This is a genomic window from Paenarthrobacter sp. CCNWLY172, assembly GCF_037402035.1.
GTDB lineage: Bacteria > Actinomycetota > Actinomycetes > Actinomycetales > Micrococcaceae > Arthrobacter.
On the sequence record NZ_JBBEGB010000010.1, the window covers coordinates 69910 to 90213 of the forward strand.

Here is a 20304-nt window from a genome sequence, read left to right on the forward strand (position 1 = left end):
GCCCCTGCTTCTACGGTTGGATCAGTGGGTTCAGCCAGGTCAGGGCGGAACCGTCGCCCTCTATGTGATCGGCAAGTTCGGCGTTGAACTCCCGGCCGTAATCGGCCCCGATGTGCTCTTGGAAGGCCTGCTCGTCCCGGTACACCTCGAAGACGAAGTACTCCCGCGGGTTGGTTTCCCGCGTGTACGGCAGGAACATCACATTTCCCGGTTCGTTCCGGACGTGTTCCGTCAGCGTTGCCATCATTTCCGCGACCCGGGTTTCACTGCCTTCTTTGACGGTGAACTCTGCGTACAGTGTCTTGGTCATGGCCAGTCCTTTGCTCGGTTGGTTTCGGATTGCTCAGCTATTTGCCTGCGTCAGCTTGGGGCCGGATTTCGCCGGAACCCCGCTCTATCAGTTCGGTTGGGATGACATACGTTTGGGCAGGGCTCTGGTCGCCATCGATCCTTGCAAGGATCCGCTCAGCCGCAAGCTTGCCGATGCGTTCGGGATGCTGGGCGATCACTGTGATCCCGGGGTCCATCATGTCGGCCAGGGTGAAATCATCAAATCCAATGAGGGCAACCTTGTGATGCAGTCCAAGGGCTTTTAGAGCCCGCATGGCCCCGAACGTCACCAAGTTCTGACTGGAAAATATCGCCGTCGGCGGGTTCTCTGAGGTAAGCAGCTCGTGAGCGGCCCGGCATGCGGTTTCCTCGTCATGCAGGTTTTCACGAACGGCGATCCCGGACGTGGAAACGCCTGCTTGTCCCACGCCATCCAGGAACCCTGACCGGCGCCTCCCGGCAGTCTGAATATCAGTCCGGTCGCCAAGGTAAGCCAGCCGGGTATGCCCATGCTTGATGAGATGGGACGCCGCCTTTGCCGCACCAATTTCGTTATCAGTCACTACCGCGTCGGCCTCAATGCCCGCGGGCTCACGGTCAACGAATACCAGTGGCAGATCGCGGGAGTGCTCCGGAATCATGTACGCCTGGCTCTTGGCGATGGTAGTCAGCACAAGCCCATCGACCCGGCGGCCCAGGAAAGCCGAAATGAGTTTCCTCTCCCGGTCGGGATCGTCATCCAGGCTTGCAGCGAAGACGGCAATGCCGCGCACAGCCAAGGCGTCTTCCATGGCCCTGTGGATCTCCCCACTGAATGGGTTGGAAACGCTCGGAAGCAGCAAGCCGATGGACTGGGTCTTGCGTCCGGAACGCTTCAGGCTGCCCGCCGTGATGTCCAGTTGGTACTGCAGCTGTTCCGTCGCCCGTATGACCCGCTGGCGGGTCGCCTCGGAGACGCCCGGCTCATCGTTCACGACGCGGGAAACTGTCTTAATCCCAACGCCCGCGAGATCGGCAACATTCTTCATGGTGGGGCGCTTGCGTCCGGAGTCGGACTGGTAACGATTAGACATCGTTGTCAACTTGCTGCTCCTCGACTCGATTTAATACTTGACTCTATCGTGTGAGCTTGCTTACATGTTCCATGACAACGTTGTCAGCCGCAGAAATGCGCCGCCAACAGCCACAAAACCAGGAGTTTCAATGTTGAGTTCCAGAGTCACGCGGTCCACCCGGAACCGTCTTCTTGCCGTCGGCGCAGTCCTGACCCTCGGCACACTTAGCCTGACAGCCTGCGGAGGCAGCTCCTCCCCTTCATCCAGCGGAGGCTCCGACGAGAAGATCGGTGTTTCGCTGATCGTCAAGACCACCTCCAACCCGTTCTTCGTTTCCATGCAGGACGGCGCGAAGAAGGCCGCCGAGGCGGACGGCGTCGACCTTAAGCTTGCGGCCGGCAAGGCCGACGGCGACGAGGACACCCAGATCCAGGCCATTGAGAATGCGATCTCCAAGGGTGACAAGGGCATTCTGATTACCCCCAACGGCCCCTCGGTAGTGGATGCCCTGAAGAAGGCCAAGGACGCGGGCTTGTTCGTCATTGCGCTGGACACCCCGCCGGACCCGGCCGACGCCGCTGACATCACGTTTGCCACGGACAACTTCAACGCCGGAGAGCTCATCGGCAAGTGGACCGCCCAGCAACTGGCGGGCAAGAAAGCTGTCATCGCCCTCATCGATCTCTTTGACGACAAGGTGGTCTCGGTGGACTACAACCGCGACCAGGGCTTCCTGACCGGCCTCGGCATCGACACCGCGGATAAGAAGAAGAACGGCGACGAAGCCAAGACGGGAACGTATACCGGCGGCAAGGGCGGCGACTACGAAATCGTCGGCAGCCAGGCTTCCCAAGGAGCCGAAGACGGTGGACGTACCGCGATGGAGACCCTGCTGGCCAAGAACCCCAATGTCAACGTTGTCTACACGATCAACGAGCCCGCTGCCGCAGGTGCTTTCGAGGCCCTGAAGTCCGCGGGCAAGGAAAAGGACGTCCTGATCGTCTCCGTTGACGGCGGCTGCTCAGGTGTAAACAACGTCAAGTCCGGTGTGATCGGCGCAACGGCTCAGCAGTACCCGGTCAAAATGGCCGAGCTGGGCGTAAAAGCCATCGTAGATCTGGCAAAGACCGGCAAAAAGCCCGCCAACTCAGAGGGTCTTGACTTCTTCAACACCGGCGTCGAGCTCGTCACTGACAAGCCCGCAGACGGCGTGAAGAGCATCACCACCACCGAAGCATCCCAGATCTGCTGGGGCAAGTAACCCGTTCCTAGGCGGGGAGACGCTCCAACCAGCGTCTCCCCGCATGCCCAGCAGTTACAGAACATGGAAGTTCAGGAGCAACCCAAGTGACCCAGCAACAGACCGCCGGCCCCCCGAGCGCGGGGCATGCTGACCTGGCCGAGGAATTCCTCGACCGCCAGACGCCCCTCAGCAGAATCCGCAATCTCCTCCACCGATACCCAGCACTCAGCCCGGCTATTGTGCTGCTGATCGCCGTGGTGGTCTTCGGGCTCCTCAATGATCGCTTCCTGCGCGTTGAGAACCTGTCCCTGATTACTCAACAGGTTGCCGTGGTGGGCACCTTGGCGATCGCCCAGACGCTGATCATCCTGACAGCAGGCATTGACCTCTCCGTAGGCGCGGTCATGATCCTGTCCTCAATGGTGATCGCACAACTTGCGGTCAGCAACGGCATTCCAGGGCCTGTTGCGCTGCTGGCAGGCCTGGTCGTCGGCCTTGGTTCAGGAGCATTAAACGGCTTCCTGGTCACAAGATTCCGGCTGCCACCGTTCATCGTGACGCTGGGAACATTGAACATCTTCATCGCTCTGACGCTGCTCTACTCTGGCGGAAGCACCGTGCGCGGCTCCGCGATGCCAGGAATGCTCACCTGGCTGGGAAGCACCTTCCCGATCGGCCCCGTCCGGATCTCCACTGGTGTGGTCATGATGCTCCTCCTCTACGTGGCCGTAGCGTTCATTCTGGGCAAGACCGCCTGGGGACGGCACGTCTACGCCGTGGGCGATGACAAGGAAGCAGCCCGGCTGGCCGGCATTCCCGTCAACCGCGTCCTGATGAGCGTGTACCTTGCTGCCGGTGCAGTCCTTGCCGTCGGCGCCTGGATCCAGATCGGCCGTACCAATGCCGCCAGCCCTAACGCCGGCGTCGACCTGAACCTGGACTCCATCACCGCCGTCGTGATTGGCGGCACCAGCCTCTTCGGCGGCCGTGGCTCCATCTGGGGCTCGCTTCTCGGAGCCCTGATCGTTGGCGTCTTCCGCAATGGCCTCTCCCTCGCTGGCCTGGACGTGCTCTACCAGACCCTCGCCGTAGGCATCTTGATCATCATTGCCGTGTCCGTCGATCAATGGATCCGAAAGGTCAAGTCATGACCACCACAGATTTTGAAGCCCCCCGCACCGAAACCCGCGAGCCCATCCTCAAGGCCAGGAACCTCGTCAAGACCTTCGGCCGCGTCGTCGGTCTCGACGGTGTCAGCTTGGACCTCTACCCCGGCGAGGTTCTGGCCATCATCGGCGACAACGGCGCCGGTAAGTCCACACTCATCAAATGCCTCACCGGCGCCGAAGTTCCCGACACCGGTGAACTCTTCGTCTCCGGACAGCAGGTTCACTTCAAACGGCCGCAGGACGCCCGCGTCCACGGCATCGAAACTGTTTACCAGAACCTGGCTGTTTCGCCGGCCCTCGATGTTGCCTCGAACCTGTTTCTCGGCCGGGAAGAGCGACTCCCCGGACCGTTGGGAAGCCTGTTCCGAATCCTCGATACCAAGGGCATGCGCAGGAAAGCCAAGGAAGAGCTGAGCCGGCTTGGCATCTCCACTCTCCAGGACGTCACCGTGCCGGTCGAGAATCTCTCCGGTGGCCAGCGCCAAGCCGTCGCCGTGGCCCGTGCAGCGGCCTTCGGATCCAAGGTGGTGGTTCTCGACGAACCGACGGCTGCCTTGGGAGTCCGCGAATCCAACCAGGTGCTCCAGCTGGTCCGGGACCTCCGCGACCGAGGGCTGCCGGTCATCCTGATCAGCCACAACATGCCTCATGTGTTCGACGTTGCAGACCGCATCCACATCCAGCGCCTCGGCAAATGCGCGGCAACCATCACCCCGCAATCACACACAATGACCGACGCCGTCGCCATCATGACAGGCGCGGCCAAAGCCTAAGCGCCACACCGGGCCTTCCGTCCGGGCCTTCCGACCCATCGGAAACCCTATTCTCCGTCCGCAGACCTGCCAACCGGTCTGCGGACGGACCCATGCCTCCCCCGTCCCACCAGCAACCCGACGAAAGAACCGAGATGCACAACCTTCACCCAGGCGACTTTGCCCATAACCAACCGGACGTCCTCGTCATCGGCGAAGCCCTGGTCGATATTGTGAACACCCGGGAAGGAACCATCAGCTACCCTGGCGGTTCCCCCGCCAATGTCGCCTACGGCCTGGGCCGCCTCGGGGTACCGACCGGGCTCCTCACAGCGATCGGCGAGGACGAACACGGCACCGCCATCACCACCCACCTCCACAGCGCAGGTGTCCGGCTGCTTCCCGGATCAACATCCCTGGAGCGCACCGCCACGGCCACCGCAACGCTGGCAACGGACGGCTCGGCCAGCTACGAGTTCGACATCCGCTGGGAACTTGCACCCGTAGCACCGGCCACGATCCCGAAAGTCCTCCATACCGGATCCATCGCCACGTTCCTGGCCCCGGGAGCCGCTACTGTGCGCACGCTTCTGGAACAAAGCCACGACTCCTGCCTGGTCACCTACGACCCCAACATCCGCCCGGCCCTCCTTGGCAGCCATGCCGAAGCCAAGCAGATTTTCGAGGACCTGCTCCCCCTCACCGACGTCATCAAACTCAGTGACGAAGATGCGCACTGGTTGTACCCCGCATCCTCCCTGGACGACGTCGCCTCCCGACTCCTGAATCACGGGGCCCGGCTGGCCGTCATCACCCGAGGCGCTGAAGGTGCGCTCCTGGCCACACCCGGAGCACGCCTCAACGTCCCATCAGCGAAGACCCACGTTGCAGACACCATCGGCGCCGGCGACTCCTACATGGCGGCCCTCATCTTTGAACTGTTGGCCAGAGGCGAAAAGGCGTTTGCTTCACCAGCCCTCGAAAGCATCGGACAGACCGCAGCCTTGGCCGCAGCGATCACCGTCAGCCGGGCCGGCGCCACCCCCCCGACCTCCGACGAACTTCAAGCGCGTCTGGAAGGACTCGAACAGCAGCCGCTCGCCGCCGTATAGAACTCCCCATGGCACTGCTGCGGGACGACGCCTACGATGGCAGAGGACCGCTCGGTCCCTTCAGTCACTTTTTTGGGGAAAAGGACCTTACCCATGCCGTTGCCGCGACCTGCCGCCGACCATCCGTTCCACAGAACACGGCAGGGGGTGTGGGCCATCCTGGCGGCTGTCGCTTTGGTGGCCGCGGGTCTCTTCGCCGGGATCGCGCCCGCCTCGGCCGCGACCTACACCTTCAAGGGCGTTGTCAAGGGAAAACTGACAGCCACCGCAACGGCCACTGCGCTGGGCGACGTTTGGGTGGGTGCGTACACCAATGACGACCGGGCCGACTTCGTTGCCGGTGCGTGGTCTGCTCCCGATGGCTCCTACAGTTTCACGGTGCCGGCTTCCGGCAGCTACAAAATATGGACCACCTGCAGCAGCGGGCCCTGCTCCGCGACGTACGCCTCAGAGTGGAACTCGAACCAATCAAGCTCCTACGGTTCCACGCCGGTTGCCGTTACCGATGCTGCCCCCACCACCACGTACAACCCGCAATTGGAAGCCTTCGGCAGCATGACTGGCCGGGTCACCAACAAGGCCGGCCAGCCGCTGACTGCGGTGTCCGTCTCAGCATCACCCAACAACGGCGGACAAGTGAGCAGCACCAAGCCGGACGCCAACGGCTACTTCACCCTCACCAAGATCCCGCCCAACCAGGCCTACATCAGCGTTCGGGATGAGTCGGGCCAGCGCCTCTACCTGGAGCAGTACTGGACCGGCACCGGCACCGTGGACACTTACACGGTCGCTACCGTCCCCGCCGGAGTCGCATGGACCAATGTGAACTTCGTCCTCAAGGATGAAACCCTCATGGAGGCCACTGTCGTCGACCCGGCGGGTGCGCCGATTGCCGACGTCGGGTATATCCCGTGGGTCTACAACGACGCAACGGCAGCCTGGGAAGGGCCCCAGATGGGCCCGCTGACCTCGAATGCGCAGGGCAAGATCTACTGGCGCATGACAGTAGGCAAGAAGTACAAGCTCTGCGTCTCGGACACGGTCTACGAGGGCGCGCCCCGCGATAAGCGGTACAAAGCCGAGTGCTACGACAACACGCCCACCAAGGACACGGCAACCGTTCTGACAGCGACTTCTGCCGGCCAGCGGGTAAAGCTCACCATGCAGCTGGACGTAGCAGGGCTGTCGCTGACACCCGATAGGCCCTACGTTTACGGTTCAGCCCAGGCGGGACAGAAACTGACGGTCGATCCCGGCGTTTGGGGACCGGCTCCGGTGACCCTCGCCTACCAGTGGCAGCGTTCCAAGGATAATTCCGAACTACAGGACATCGCCGGCGCCACCACCACTGTCTACACCCCCACCGCGGCTGATGCCGGGTACGACATCTGGGCAAAAGTCACCGGAACCAAGACCGGATACGCCCCGCACACCACCTCGGTCCACGGCGGCAAATCCGGAGCCGAGGCTGTCACATCTTCCAAGCCCTTTACCCTCCTGGGCACGCCCAGCGCGGGGAACACCCTGACCGTTGACCACGGCACCTTGAACCCCGCCCCTGATTTTGGCCCGTATTACGACTGGTTCGTCAACGGTGTGCAGGACTACCGGACAAACGGGCCCACGTTCCTTCTGCAAACCTCCGACGCCGGCAAAAAAGTCACCGTACGACTCAGCGTCCACGACTGGCCGCTCCAGCCCTATTACGGCCAGGCCTCTGTCACTGTTGCGGCGGGCACGTTGACCGCTCCGGTTCCCACGGTGTCCGGAACGGCGAAGGTCGGTTCTGTCGTGACAGCTGTTCCCGGGACGTGGGGTCCTGCCCCTGTGACGTTGGCTTATCAGTGGTTCCGGAGCGGCGTCGCGATCACCGGGGCTACGTCAGCTACCTACTCTCTGGCTGCCGCCGATCTGGGTAAGACCATGACCGTTCGGGTCACGGGCACCAAGGCCGGGTTTACGACGGCGGCGAAGACTTCCGCTGCGACTGCAGCCGTCGCGGCGGGCACGTTGACGGCACCGGTGCCGACGGTGTCCGGGACAGCGAAGGTTGGCTCTGTGCTCACTGCGGTTCCCGGGACGTGGGGACCTGCCCCAGTGACGCTCACCTACCAGTGGTTCCGGAGCGGCGTCGCGATCACCGGGGCCACGTCAGCTACTTACTCATTGGCTGCCGCGGATTTGGGTAAGACCATGACCGTCCAGGTTACGGGCGGCAAGGCCGGGTTTACGACGGCGGCGAAGACTTCCGCTGCAACTGCGGCCGTAGCGGTGGGAACGTTGACCGCGCCGGTGCCGACGGTGACCGGGACAGCGAAAGTTGGTTCGGTGTTGACGGCTGTTCCCGGAGCGTGGGGTCCTGCCCCTGTGACGCTGGCGTACCAGTGGTACCGGAGCGGCGTCGCGATCACGGGCGCCACCTCAGCTACCTACTCCCTGGCTTCCGCTGACTTGAGTAAGACCATGACCGTTCGGGTCACAGGCACGAAGGCCGGATTTACGACGGCGGCGAAAACCTCCGCAGCCACTGCCGCCGTCGCGGTGGGAACGTTAACCGCGCCGGTACCGACGGTGTCCGGGACGGTGAAAGTTGGTTCGGTCCTCACGGCTGTGCCAGGCGCGTGGGGTCCTGCCCCTGTGACGCTGGCGTACCAGTGGTACCGGAGCGGCGTCGCGATCACGGGCGCCACCTCAGCTACGTACTCATTGGCTGCCGCTGACCTGGGCAAGACCATGACCGTTCGAGTCACGGGCTCAAAGACCGGATTCACGACGGCGGCCAAGACCTCCGCTGCGACTGCAGCCGTCACGGCGGGCACACTGACCGGGCCCACTCCCACCGTCGCAGGCACAGCAACCGTGGGCAGCACGCTCACCGCGACACCCGGCGCCTGGGGTCCTGCCCCGGTGACGTTGACCTACCAGTGGTTCCGCGGAAGTACTGCCATTTCGGGCGCCACCGCCCAGACGTACAAACTGGTCGCCGCGGACAAGGGAAGTGCCATTAAAGTACGCGTGACAGGCACCAAGACTGCGTACACCGCACTGGCCCGCTACTCAGTTGCCACGGCCCTGATCGGCTGAGCATCAGCGTACCTAACTGACGTTAGTGACGGGATCCAAGAGACGACGACGGCGGCAGCACCGCCGTCGTCGTCTTCCTGTCGGGACTCGATCAAGGGCCGCAAACCGTTTCAGGAGGCAGAGATGAACATGACCGATGCTTCACGGCTCGCGCAGCTTGGAGAGACACTCGCTCGATGGCAGGTGGATGGAGGCCCCGTCCACCTCCATCCTGGTGACCTCGGCTGGTATTCGCGGCTCGGCGCCGACGAGACGCCATCAGCGATAAGGATCTGGGCGGACGGTGCGACACCGGCCGCCATCGGTCTTCTCGATGGCCCGCAGCTCCTTCGTCTGGCGATCGACCCGACGCGACGCGACGACGCCGGCCTTGCACGGCGGATCGCAGACTCGATCGAAGACCCTGAAGTCGGCGTATTCGCCTCCGGACAGGCGACGGTGGAGGCACGAGGCGCCAGCGCTCTGACGCGAATCCTGGGACAACGAGGCTGGCAAGAGGACGAACCGTGGATTCCATTGCGCTTGGATCTCTCCGCACCTGTCCAGCCGACCTGCACCCTGATCGAGACCATCGACGAGGACCGGGCCGGAGAATGGGTAGGAGTGCACTGGTCCGCGTTCCGGGGCACTCCACTCGATGATGTCGTGAGGCAGACGCTCGTCAACCGCTGGCTGGCGATGACCGCCGGGCCCTTCGCAGGGACATCGCGCAACCTCGTCGCCTTCGACGCGCAAGGCAGGGCGGTCGCGGTGACAACAGTATGGTCTGCCGGACCGGGGCGTCCCGGCCTTATCGAACCTATGGGCGTGCACATGGACCATCGTGGGCTCGGCTACGGGGTGGCGATCACCCGTGCGGGAGCCGCTGCCCTGCGGGAGATGGGTTCATCCAGCGCCGTGGTGGCCGCCGAAGGGGCCAATACGGGCGCGCTGGCGACCTACCTCGCGGCCGGGTTCGTCCCTGCAACGCCTGTCGTGGACATGTCACGCGGTGAGCATGAGCCACGCGCATAAAGCTGTCGGCGCAGCCAAGGGCCAGTGCCTGCTGCTCGGGATGGCGTATTTCGGCCTCAGGGGGTAGGAGTCCACTGCGGCGTCTACCGACGACATCCCGCATCCTCTCGGGACCCGAAGTGCGATACATTCGGTTGACGTCATCCTGCCGTCGATTGGAGCTCAACATGCTACCCGCAGCCAGCGTCTGGGCCTTCGCCCTTGCGGCGTTCGCGCTCATCGTCGTCCCGGGTCCAAGCGTGCTCTTCGTGAGCGGACGCTCGCTCGCCCTCGGACGAAAGAGCGGCGTCCTAAGTGTGGTCGGCAATGCCCTCGGCATGCTCCCCGCCGTCGCCCTCGTGTCCCTCGGTGTGGGTTCCATCGTTGCTGAATCGATAATTGTCTTCACAGCCATCAAGTTCATCGGTGCTGCCTACCTGGTCTATCTCGGCATCCAGGCCTTTCGTCACCGCAACGACCACACCGATACCTCCTCCACAGCCAGGACTTCGCCGTCCTCTTTCCGGCTCCTACGCGAAGGATTCACGGTCGGCGTGACCAATCCCAAGACCATCGTCTTCTTTGTCGCAGTCCTGCCCCAATTCGTCGACTACGCCCACGGCGCCATCCCCCTCCAAATGGCGGCCCTCGGAATGATCTTCTTCACGATCGCCCTTGCCAGCGACACCATATGGGCCATGGCCGCAGGCACCGCGCGCACCTGGTTCGCCCGGAACCCAAAGCGCCTCGCCCGCATGAGCGCCGGCGGCGGCGTCATGATGATCGGCCTCGGCGGAAGTCTTGCCCTCACCGGCAACAAAACATAGGCAGCTCAAAGGGCACGGCTGGTCACGGTAGGCGTGTGCCAACGTGAACCGCTACTCCACCGTCACCATCACCGACGGCCAACCCGAAGCTCCATCAGGCACAGGGTCGGCGCGCTTCTCGGTCTGGGTTTCACCGGTGGCGTCGGTAGCCCGGGCCTTGACGTAGTGCATGCCGGGTGTGGCATCCCATTCGTAGGACCATTGGCGCCACGTGATGGTGGAGGCTTCGTCGGAGAGGGTTGCTTCCACCCAATCGCCGTCGTCAATCTGGACTTCCACCTTGGTGATTCCCCGGGTCTGGGCCCAAGCGGTGCCGCCCACAGCTACCTTCCCTGCTTTCAATCTCGCAAAGGACGTGGGTACGTCCACCCGTGCCATGGTTTTGATGGGGCCACGTTCCGACCAGCCGCGCTCCGTCCAGTAGGCCTTGCTGTCCGCGAAACGGGTGACCTCCAACTCCACTACCCACTTGGTGGCGGAGACGAATCCGTACAGTCCCGGAACCACCATGCGCACGGGGTATCCGTGCTCCACCGGAAGCGGCTCACCGTTCATGCCAATCGCCAGCATGGCATCGCGGTCATCCTGGAGGACCTCCAGAGGAGTGGAAGCGCTGAAACCGTCGATGGAGCGTGAGAGCACCATGTCCGCGCCGTCCTTCGGCTTTGCCCTTTTCAAAACTTCGCGGATGGGCAGGCCCAGCCACTTGGCGTTTCCGGCAAGCTTTCCACCCACCGGGTTGGACACACAGGTGAGGGTGACGTGCGATTCGATCAGATCGGCGTCGAGCAGGTCCTGGAAGGTGAGGGTGACCTCTTCCTCAACCATTCCGTGCACCCGCAGTGACCAATCATTGACGTTGATCTCCGGGACGCTCAGCGCCGTATCAATCCGGTAGAAGTCGTTGTTCGGTGTCAGCCAGGGTAAGACTCCCGGAACCGGGGACTGGACACCCGCCGGCACAGGAGGCGCGGCCTTGATTGGCGCAGGCAGCCGGAGTGCCTCCCGGGCCTGGGCGACATTGTTGCGAGCGGCACCCAGGAGCCGCCCACCGGTCGCCGCGATGCCGGCGGCGACGGCGGTGATCCCGGCCGCAGCAAAGAAGCGACGGCGGCTCGTGCCGGTTCCGCCTCCTTGGGTATCGACGTCGGCGGCTATGTCGGCAGGCGCTTCCGGCCATGCTTTCAACCCCCACAACGGCACAATGAGTCGGCGCAGGACGATGAGCCCGGAGATGGTTCCCAGGACGGAAGGGATGGCGTCGGCGGGTCCAACCCCGGCTCGAGTCAGGACGCTGGCAACAATTACCACGCCCATGAACAGCACACCCAGGACGCCCAAGGCCCACTTCCGGTAGGCCACTACACCCAGGACGCAGGCCAGCAGGACGATGGTCAGGCCCATGCCCACGAACAGTGCGGCCTTGTCATTAGTGCCGAATGTGGCGATCGCAAAGTCCTTCATCCACGACGGCGTGAAGTCGATGAACGTCGATCCCAGCGCAAACACCGGGGTTGCCCTGGCAGTGAAGAAGGCGCCGATCAGCTCGGCGACGGCGAGCACGACGGCGGCCGACACCACGCCTGCCAGCGCTGCCATGGTTTCGGGGCCTTTGGTCCGGAGTCCGAGCTTTTTCATGTCAGTGGTTCGTAGCGGCCGGGAGCAGGGATGGGTGCCGGCAGCCTCCTGACATACAGGGGCACTTTGAACATCTGTTCATAATTTTCCTTGAACAGATGTTCAAGATGCACTAGCCTGCTTCGTATGACCCAAGCCACATTTTCCGATTCCGCCTCCACCCTTTTCATCAACGGCCGGTGGGAGCCGGCAGCGTCCGGCGCGGTGCGCGAGATCCACAACCCGGCCGACGGCGAACTGGTCGCCACGGTGTCCGAAGCCGACCGTGAAGACGCCGAGCGCGCCATTTCCGCAGCCCGCAAGGCGTTCGATTCCGGAGTTTGGGCGAACGTCCCCGCTCCTGAGCGTGGCGCGTTCCTGCTCAAGGTTGCCGCGGAACTGCGCGAACGCCGCGAGAAGTTTGCCCGCGCCGAATCGCTGGACACCGGCAAACGGATCATCGAAAGCCGCATCGACATCGATGACATCGCCGCCTGCTTCGAATATTTCGGACGCCTCGCCGGGCAGTCGGCGGGCCGGGTGGTCGACGCCGGGGACCCCGCCGTCGTCAGCAAAATCGTCTACGAACCCGTCGGAGTATGCGGTTTGATCACGCCGTGGAATTACCCGCTGCTGCAGGCTGCGTGGAAGATCGCCCCCGCACTCGCCGCCGGTTGCACTTTCGTCCTGAAGCCTGCCGAACTGACCCCCTCCACCGCAATCCTGGCCATGCAGTTGCTGCAGGACCTGGGCCTACCCGACGGCGTCGCCAACCTGGTGACCGGCCCCGGAGTAAAAGTGGGCGCACCGCTGTCGGAGCACCCGGACATTGACCTGGTTTCCTTCACCGGCGGCCTGGAAACCGGCAAGCGCATTGCCGCGGCCGCCGCCGGCACGGTAAAGAAGGTCGCGCTGGAACTCGGCGGAAAGAACCCCAACGTCGTCTTCGCTGACGCTGACTTCGAGGCCGCCGTCGACAATGCGCTGAACGGTGCCTTTGTGCACTCAGGCCAGGTCTGCTCCGCCGGGGCGCGGCTGGTGGTGGAGGAATCCATTGCCGAGCGTTTCGTCGACGAACTGGTCCGCAAGGCCAAGGACATCCGCCTCGGCGGCCCGTTCGATGAATTTGCCGAAACCGGACCGCTGATTTCAGCGGCACACCGGGAGAAAGTGGACGCCTACGTCCAGCGTGGCGTGGCCGAAGGCGCGCGGCTGCGGTGCGGCGGCGCGGCCCCCCAGGGCGAAAAGTTCGACGCCGGCTTCTACTACCAGCCCACCGTTTTGGACCGCGTCACCAGGGGAATGTCGGTAGTCATCGACGAAGCCTTTGGCCCGGTAGTAACAGTGGAAACCTTCCGCACCGAGGACGAAGCCGTGGCCACCGCCAACGACACCATCTACGGGCTGGCGGGTGCCGTCTGGACCCAGGATGCCGGCAAGGCCCAGCGGGTAGCGGGCCGCTTGCGGCACGGCACGATCTGGATCAACGACTACCACCCCTACCTTCCACAGGCCGAGTGGGGCGGCTTCGGCCAGTCCGGCGTCGGACGCGAACTCGGCCCCACCGGTCTGGGTGAGTACCAGGAAGCCAAGCACATCTACCAGAACACCAGCCCCCAGGTGACCGGCTGGTTCGCAGACCACGGCAAGGAGAAATAGATGCACGTTGACACCATTGAGAACCTCAGCGAGCGCGGGTTCGATTACGTCGTCATTGGCGGAGGATCTGCCGGAGCTGCCGTCGCCGCCCGGTTGAGCGAGGACCCTTCCGTCACCGTGGCCTTGGTGGAAGCGGGCCCGGATGACCGCAACCTGCCGGAGATCCTGCAGCTGGATCGTTGGATGGAGCTGCTGGAATCCGGCTACGACTGGGACTACCCTGTTGAGCCGCAGGAAAACGGCAACTCCTTCATGCGCCATGCCCGAGCCAAGGTCATGGGCGGCTGCTCCAGCCACAACTCCTGCATCGCGTTCTGGGCTCCCCGCGAAGACCTGGACGAATGGGAGTCAAAGTACGGCGCCACCGGCTGGAATGCTGCTGCCGCCTGGCCTTTGTACAAGCGCTTGGAAAGCAACGAGGACGCAGGCCCGGAAGCTCCACACCACGGACACGACGGCCCGGTGCACTTGATGAACGTTCCCCCACACGATCCCGCCGGCGTCGCACTCCTTAATGCCTGTGAGCAGACCGGAATCCCCCGGGCAAAGTTCAATGACGGCACCACCGTGATCAACGGCGCCAACTTCTTCCAGATCAACCGCCGCTCGGACGGGACGCGTTCCTCCAGCTCGGTGTCCTACATCCACCCCATTGTGGATCGCGAGAACTTCACGCTGCTGACCGGCTTGCGGGCCCGCCAACTGGTGTTCGACGCGGACAAGCGCTGCACCGGCGTCGACGTCGTGGATTCGGCCTTCGGCCGCACGCACAGGCTGGACGCACATCGCGAGGTCATCCTGTCCACCGGTGCCATCGACTCGCCCAAGCTTCTTATGCTTTCGGGCATCGGCCCGGCCGAACACTTGGCCGCGCATGGCATCGAGGTCCTGGTGGATTCCCCAGGCGTCGGCGAGCACCTGCAGGACCACCCGGAAGGTGTGGTGCAGTTCGAAGCCAAGCAGCCCATGGTGCAGACCTCCACCCAGTGGTGGGAAATCGGCATCTTCACTCCCACCGAAGAGGGCTTGGACCGCCCGGACCTGATGATGCACTACGGTTCCGTCCCCTTCGACATGAACACCCTGCGCTACGGCTACCCCACCACGGAGAACGGCTTCAGCCTGACTCCGAACGTTACCCACGCGCGTTCCCGCGGCACGGTTCGGCTGCGCAGCCGGGACTTCCGGGACAAGCCCATGGTGGACCCCCGCTACTTCACCGATCCCGACGGCCACGACATGCGCGTCATGGTGGCCGGCATCCGCAAGGCCCGGGAAATCGCGGCGCAGCCGGCCATGGCTGAATGGACCGGTCGGGAGCTCTCCCCTGGCATCGAAGCGCAGAGCGACGAAGAGTTGCAGGATTACATCCGCAAAACGCACAACACCGTGTACCACCCGGTCGGCACCGTCCGCATGGGACCAGTGAACGACGAAATGTCGCCCTTGGATCCCGAACTGCGGGTCAAGGGGGTGACCGGATTGCGTGTGGCCGATGCCTCCGTCATGCCGGAACACGTCACCGTCAACCCGAATATCACCGTGATGATGATCGGCGAGCGCTGCGCCGATTTCATCAAGGCCGATCTCATCAACAGCCGAACGGAGGAGTCCACGACGGCGGAAGCCGGCTTCAGCTTGTCTGTCGCCTGAACAGGCACCCTGTTTTTAGACCCACGCAACAAACAATGGGGGAAACAGCCGGAGGCACAGCGTGGTGCCCGGCCTTTGATTTCGACTGCGACCAATGGCGGCCGCAGGTTATCACCATTCGTGCACGTCTGAACTAGGAGTTCGCATGTCAGAACCCAGCAAATTAGGACCCTGCAAGAGCGATGCAAGCGGCATGGGCGAGTTTGGCTATGCCCAAACCCTGGACCGCAGCATCGGTAAGTTCGCCAGCTTCGCCGCCGGCGTCAGCTATATCTCCATTCTCACCGGCGTTTTTCAACTGTTTTACTTCGGATTTTCGACGGCGGGACCCGCCTATGCCTGGTCGTGGCCCATCGTCTTCGTAGGCCAACTAATGGTCGCTTTGTGTTTCGCGGAATTGGCCGGGCGTTATCCGGTGGCCGGGTCGGTGTACAACTGGGCCAAGAGGCTCTCGACTGGAACGTGGGCCTGGCTGGCGGGCTGGTTGCTGCTGCTCTCCTCCATCATGGCTCTGGGTTCCGTTGCCTTGGCCCTCCAAATCACCCTCCCGCAAATCTGGAGCGGCTTCCAGCTGGTCGGCGACGGAACAGGTCCTTACGACTTCGCAGTCAACGGGGTCATCCTGGCCAGCATCATGATCGGTATTTCCACACTGATCAACGCGTTCGGCGTGAAACTCATGACCATGATCAACAGCGTGGGCGTGTTCGTGGAACTGGTTGCGGCCGTCCTGCTCATTGCGGCGCTTCTCTGGCACTCCGTGCGGGGGCCGGAAGTCCTCCTTGATACCGCCGGATTCGGTGAAGAACATCCCTTGGGCTTCTTCGGAGTGTTCCTCATCGCTGCCATGGCTTCGGGGTACGTCATGTACGGCTTTGACACCGCCAGCTCCTTGGGCGAAGAAACCAAAGACCCCAAGAAGACTGCTCCCAGGGCGATCCTTCGCGCCGTCACGGCTTCCTTCCTTTTGGGAGGCTTACTCCTCCTCGGCGGAATCCTGGCCGCGCCCGATCTCTCCGATCCCAAGCTGGGGGCGGCTGACGGCGGACTGCAGTACATCGTGCTTTCAGTACTCGGCGGCCCGTTCGGCAAGGCCTTCCTGGCCTGCATCGTGGTAGCCGTAGTGGTCTGCACCCTCGCCGTCCATGCAGCAGCCATCCGGATGATGTTCGCTATGGCCCGGGACAACAACCTTCCCTTCAGCCGTCAGCTCAGCAAAGTGCACCCCACCCGGAAAACGCCCACCGTTGCTGCCATCGTCATCGGCATAGTTGCCGTCATCCCGCTGATCGTCAACATCTCCCAGCCGGCCATCTTCACCATTCTCTCCAGCATCAGCATCGTGCTGATCTACCTGTCCTACCTGCTGGTGACCGTGCCCATGCTGCGGCGCCGGTTCTTGAAGAAGTGGCCCCTGAAGGACGACGGATCAGAACCGGGATTCAGCCTCGGCAAGTGGGGGCTGCCTGTGAACATCCTGGCCGTGCTGTGGGGCGGCGCCATGACGCTGAACCTCGTGTGGCCGCGGCCGGAGATTTACAACTCGGTGCCGCCGTTCGAGTGGTACCTGCAATGGGGAGGCGTGATCTTTGTTGGCACGGTCATCATCGGCGGGACGCTGCTCTACCGTCTCCGCATCAGGCACAGGACCGGGGTCCTGGCCGAGCACGCCGCCCTGGTCACTCCCGAGGACTCTCCCCAAGTGGTAACCCAGAACTCCTAGCCCGCTACTTAGACGAACGCCGATTTCCCTGTCACCGCGCGGGCCACGATCATGGAGTTGATCTCGTAACTGCCCTCGTAGGTGTACAGGATTTCGGCGTCGCCAAAGAGCTTGGCCATCTCATAGTCCGTGGTGATTCCGTTCCCGCCCAGCAGGGAACGGCCCATCGCAACTGAGGAACGCGCCAGCCGGGTGGTGGTGGCTTTGCACATGGCCGCCTGCACCATCTGGAGTTTCCCGGCCTGCTGGATCCGGGCGAGCTCGACCATCATGGACAACGACGCGTTGGCGTTGCCCAGAATGTCGGCAAGCTGCTGCTGGACCAGCTGGAAGCGAGCCAGCTCTTTGCCGAACTGCTTGCGTTCCAAAGCGTAAGAACGGGCAATATCAAAGGCTGCCAACTGAATCCCCGCAGCCTGCCACCCCACCCAGGCCCGGGAATCGCGCAACAGGTCATTGGCTCGGGAAAACTCCGTGGCCCCCGGCAGGAGGTTCTCCAACGGAATACGCACCTCGTCCAACACGATGTCCGCATTCTGCATGATGCGCAGGCCGATCTTGTTGGAGATCTTGGTGGCCGAGTAACCGGGGCGGTCCGTCTCCACAATGAAGCCCTTGATGTGGCCGTCGGATTCGTCCCGTGCCCACACCAATGCGAAGTCGGCAATCGTCCCTGCCCCGATCCAGCGTTTGGCACCGCTGATGACCCATTCGCCGCCGTCGCGCCGCGCCGTCGTCGAAAGTCCTCCGGCGATGTCCGAGCCGTGATCCGGTTCGGTGAGGGCGAAGGCGCCAAGCTGGGTGAAAGCTTCCAACCCAGGCAGCCACCTGCGCTTCTGCTCAGGGGATCCAAGCTCGTCGATCATGCCCACGATGAGTTCATTGTGGATGCCCACCAGCGCCGAGAGTGAAACATCCGCCCGGGCCACCTCGGTGTACATGAGGCCCTTGAAGAGCTTGGTGGAGCCGTCTGTCTGGAGTCCACCGAGCCCGAACTTGGCCATGTCAGCCAGCAGCCCGAACGGGAACTCCTCCCGGTTCCAGTACTCGATGCTGGCCGCCCGGATCCGCGTTTGCAGGAACTCCCTGATCTCCAAGTACCGCAAGCGCTCCCCGGCCGGGAGCAGGTCCACTACGTGCATCAAGTCCGCCTCCGGATAAGGAGGGAGGACGCGTTCTGGTGCCGCACCGCTGGTAACGGTGCCGGCAGCTTTGTCGTCGAGCATTAGACCCCTTCGTCATGTCCCGCACAGGCTCTTCCAAACCCTTGGATGTCCTAGTATATTGCAAGGTGATGTGGATCACTAGGCGGGATGTCCGGCAAAGGTGCCAGGGAAGCCCGAAGGCGAAAGGCGGACTATGACAGTCACAGAGGACTTCCGTGCGGCCCGCGACCGGCTGCTGGAACTGCGTGAGGACTACAAGCTGGCGCACGCCGAATTCGAGTGGCCGCGGTTTGAGGAGTTCAACTTCGCTTTGGACTGGTTCGACCAGATCGCGGCGGACCCGGCCCGGGGCAACAAGCCCGCCTTGGTCATCGTGGAACAGGACGGGAGCTCCACCCGCCGCAGCTACAAGGACCTCGCGGAACGCTCATCCCAGGTAGCCAACTGGCTGCGGGACCAAGGCGTCCAGCGTGGAGACCACATGATCATCATGCTCGGCAACCAGGTTGAACTGTGGGAACTCATGCTCGCCGGCATCAAACTCGGCATCGTCATGATCCCCACCACTACCCTCATGGGCGCCCGTGATCTCCAGGACCGCGTTGAACGTGGCGGTGCGGCCTGGGTGGCCGTCGGAAGTGCCAACATCGGCAAGTTCGCCGACGTCGAGGGTGAATACGCCCTGATCGAGGTCGGTTCGGAGAGAATCGACGCGGACGCCAAACAGTACGCAGATGCGTACGACGCCGGCACGGACTTTACGCCCGATGCCCCCACAAAAGCGGACGAGACACTGCTGCTCTACTTCACCTCCGGCACCACGTCACGGGCGAAGCTCGTGGAGCATACCCACACGTCCTACCCCGTGGGCCACTTGTCCACCATGTACTGGATCGGCCTGGAACCGGGCGACGTCCACCTGAATGTCGCCTCCCCCGGCTGGGCCAAACACGCCTGGTCCAACGTCTTCACGCCGTGGATCGCTGAGGCCACGGTCTTCATTTACAACTACCAGCGCTTTGACGCCGCCGCCCTCATGGAGCAAATGGGCCGCGAAGGCGTCACCAGTTTCTGCGCGCCTCCCACGGTGTGGCGCATGCTCATCCAGGCCGATCTTACGCAGCTCACCAGCCCGCCACGCAAAGTGGTCTCGGCTGGGGAGCCACTGAATGCCGAAGTTATCGGGCAAGTGGAGAAAGCTTGGGGAGTCACCATCCGCGACGGCTTCGGCCAAACCGAATCCACGGTCCAGATCGCCAACACTCCGGCCCAGCCGGTGAAGATCGGCTCCATGGGCCGCCCGCTCCCGGGGTACGACGTCGTCCTGGTGGATCCGAACACCGGGACGGAAGCCGACGACGGCGAACTCTGCTTGCGCTTGGACCCCCGGCCCGTGGGATTGATGAAGAGCTACTTCGGCGACGAAGAGAAAACGGCCGATGCCTTCCGCGACGGCTACTATCACACGGGCGATATGGCGAGCCGGGACGCCGACGGCGTGATCACCTACGTCGGCCGGGACGACGACGTTTTCAAGTCCTCCGACTACCGCTTGTCCCCGTTCGAACTTGAAAGCGTCCTGATCGAACATCCCGCAGTGGCGGAGGCCGCCGTCGTGCCTTCACCTGACGCTGTGAAGCTGTCGGTTCCGAAGGCGTTTGTGGTTCTGGCTGCCGGCTACGAAGCCGGACCGGCAGTCGCGGAGGACATTCTGAAGTATTGCCGCGAGCATCTGGCACCGTTCAAACGCATCCGGCGGCTGGAATTCGGCGAGCTTCCCAAGACGATCTCCGGCAAGATCCGTCGTGTGGAACTGCGCGGCACGGAAGTCGCCCGGCATGGTGAGGGGCCGCTGCCCTCCGGTTTGGGCGTGGAATACACCGAGGAAGAGTTCCCGAATCTGAAAGACTAGCCACCCGGA

The 20304-nt window shown here is 63.2% G+C and carries 15 protein-coding genes; 11 read left to right on the forward strand and 4 right to left on the reverse strand.

Annotated elements, in window-relative coordinates; genetic code table 11:
* Positions 1 to 10 precede the first annotated feature (10 nt).
* Both WBN73_RS16200 and WBN73_RS16205 read right to left on the reverse strand, forming a co-directional pair.
* Positions 11 to 310: a putative quinol monooxygenase gene (locus WBN73_RS16200; RefSeq protein ID WP_207596083.1), complete on the reverse strand. Its 300-nt coding sequence runs from the start codon at positions 308 to 310 to the stop codon at positions 11 to 13.
* Between the two features lie 37 nt (positions 311 to 347).
* Entirely contained in the window at positions 348 to 1358 is a 1011-nt protein-coding gene (locus WBN73_RS16205; RefSeq protein WP_337340850.1) for a LacI family DNA-binding transcriptional regulator, read from the reverse strand.
* A gap of 175 nt (positions 1359 to 1533) precedes the next feature.
* Here WBN73_RS16205 and WBN73_RS16210 point away from each other — a divergent pair, with 175 nt between their 5' ends.
* The 7 genes from WBN73_RS16210 (at position 1534) to WBN73_RS16240 (ending at position 10565) form a co-directional block, all read left to right on the forward strand.
* Positions 1534 to 2646: a substrate-binding domain-containing protein gene (locus WBN73_RS16210; RefSeq protein ID WP_207596082.1), complete on the forward strand. Its 1113-nt coding sequence runs from the start codon at positions 1534 to 1536 to the stop codon at positions 2644 to 2646.
* Between the two features lie 86 nt (positions 2647 to 2732).
* Positions 2733 to 3779, forward strand: coding sequence for an ABC transporter permease (locus WBN73_RS16215; protein WP_207596081.1), 1047 nt, complete (start codon positions 2733 to 2735; stop codon positions 3777 to 3779).
* On the forward strand, positions 3776 to 4570 hold the full coding sequence (locus WBN73_RS16220; protein WP_207596080.1) for an ATP-binding cassette domain-containing protein: 795 nt from the start codon (positions 3776 to 3778) through the stop codon (positions 4568 to 4570). The genes WBN73_RS16215 and WBN73_RS16220 overlap by 4 nt, the downstream gene beginning before the upstream one ends.
* A gap of 134 nt (positions 4571 to 4704) precedes the next feature.
* Complete coding sequence (locus WBN73_RS16225) at positions 4705 to 5661, forward strand: carbohydrate kinase family protein (RefSeq protein ID WP_337340817.1); 957 nt, start codon at positions 4705 to 4707, stop codon at positions 5659 to 5661.
* Positions 5662 to 5754: 93 nt separating this feature from the next.
* Complete coding sequence (locus WBN73_RS16230; RefSeq protein ID WP_337340816.1) at positions 5755 to 8745, forward strand: carboxypeptidase regulatory-like domain-containing protein; 2991 nt, start codon at positions 5755 to 5757, stop codon at positions 8743 to 8745.
* A 123-nt stretch (positions 8746 to 8868) separates the two neighbouring features.
* Entirely contained in the window at positions 8869 to 9759 is an 891-nt protein-coding gene (locus WBN73_RS16235; RefSeq protein ID WP_337340815.1) for a GNAT family N-acetyltransferase, read from the forward strand.
* Positions 9760 to 9926: 167 nt separating this feature from the next.
* Entirely contained in the window at positions 9927 to 10565 is a 639-nt protein-coding gene (locus WBN73_RS16240; RefSeq protein ID WP_337340814.1) for a LysE family translocator, read from the forward strand.
* Positions 10566 to 10616: 51 nt separating this feature from the next.
* Here WBN73_RS16240 and WBN73_RS16245 read toward each other — a convergent pair whose 3' ends face one another.
* Positions 10617 to 12203: a molybdopterin-dependent oxidoreductase gene (locus WBN73_RS16245; RefSeq protein ID WP_242703502.1), complete on the reverse strand. Its 1587-nt coding sequence runs from the start codon at positions 12201 to 12203 to the stop codon at positions 10617 to 10619.
* A gap of 126 nt (positions 12204 to 12329) precedes the next feature.
* Here WBN73_RS16245 and WBN73_RS16250 point away from each other — a divergent pair, with 126 nt between their 5' ends.
* From WBN73_RS16250 to WBN73_RS16260, 3 genes are all read left to right on the forward strand, one after another.
* Complete coding sequence (locus WBN73_RS16250) at positions 12330 to 13841, forward strand: aldehyde dehydrogenase family protein (RefSeq protein WP_337340813.1); 1512 nt, start codon at positions 12330 to 12332, stop codon at positions 13839 to 13841.
* Positions 13842 to 15494: a GMC family oxidoreductase gene (locus tag WBN73_RS16255; RefSeq protein WP_280626345.1), complete on the forward strand. Its 1653-nt coding sequence runs from the start codon at positions 13842 to 13844 to the stop codon at positions 15492 to 15494.
* A 145-nt stretch (positions 15495 to 15639) separates the two neighbouring features.
* A complete protein-coding gene (locus WBN73_RS16260) occupies positions 15640 to 17217 on the forward strand; it encodes an APC family permease (RefSeq protein ID WP_337340812.1) in 1578 nt (525 codons plus the stop codon).
* Positions 17218 to 17225: 8 nt separating this feature from the next.
* Here the strand turns inward: WBN73_RS16260 and WBN73_RS16265 are convergent, their stop codons facing one another.
* A complete protein-coding gene (locus tag WBN73_RS16265) occupies positions 17226 to 18443 on the reverse strand; it encodes an acyl-CoA dehydrogenase family protein (protein WP_207596072.1) in 1218 nt (405 codons plus the stop codon).
* A gap of 133 nt (positions 18444 to 18576) precedes the next feature.
* On the opposite strand from WBN73_RS16265, the gene WBN73_RS16270 reads away from it, so the two are divergent.
* Positions 18577 to 20295, forward strand: coding sequence for an AMP-binding protein (locus WBN73_RS16270; protein WP_337340811.1), 1719 nt, complete (start codon positions 18577 to 18579; stop codon positions 20293 to 20295).
* Positions 20296 to 20304: the final 9 nt, after the last annotated feature.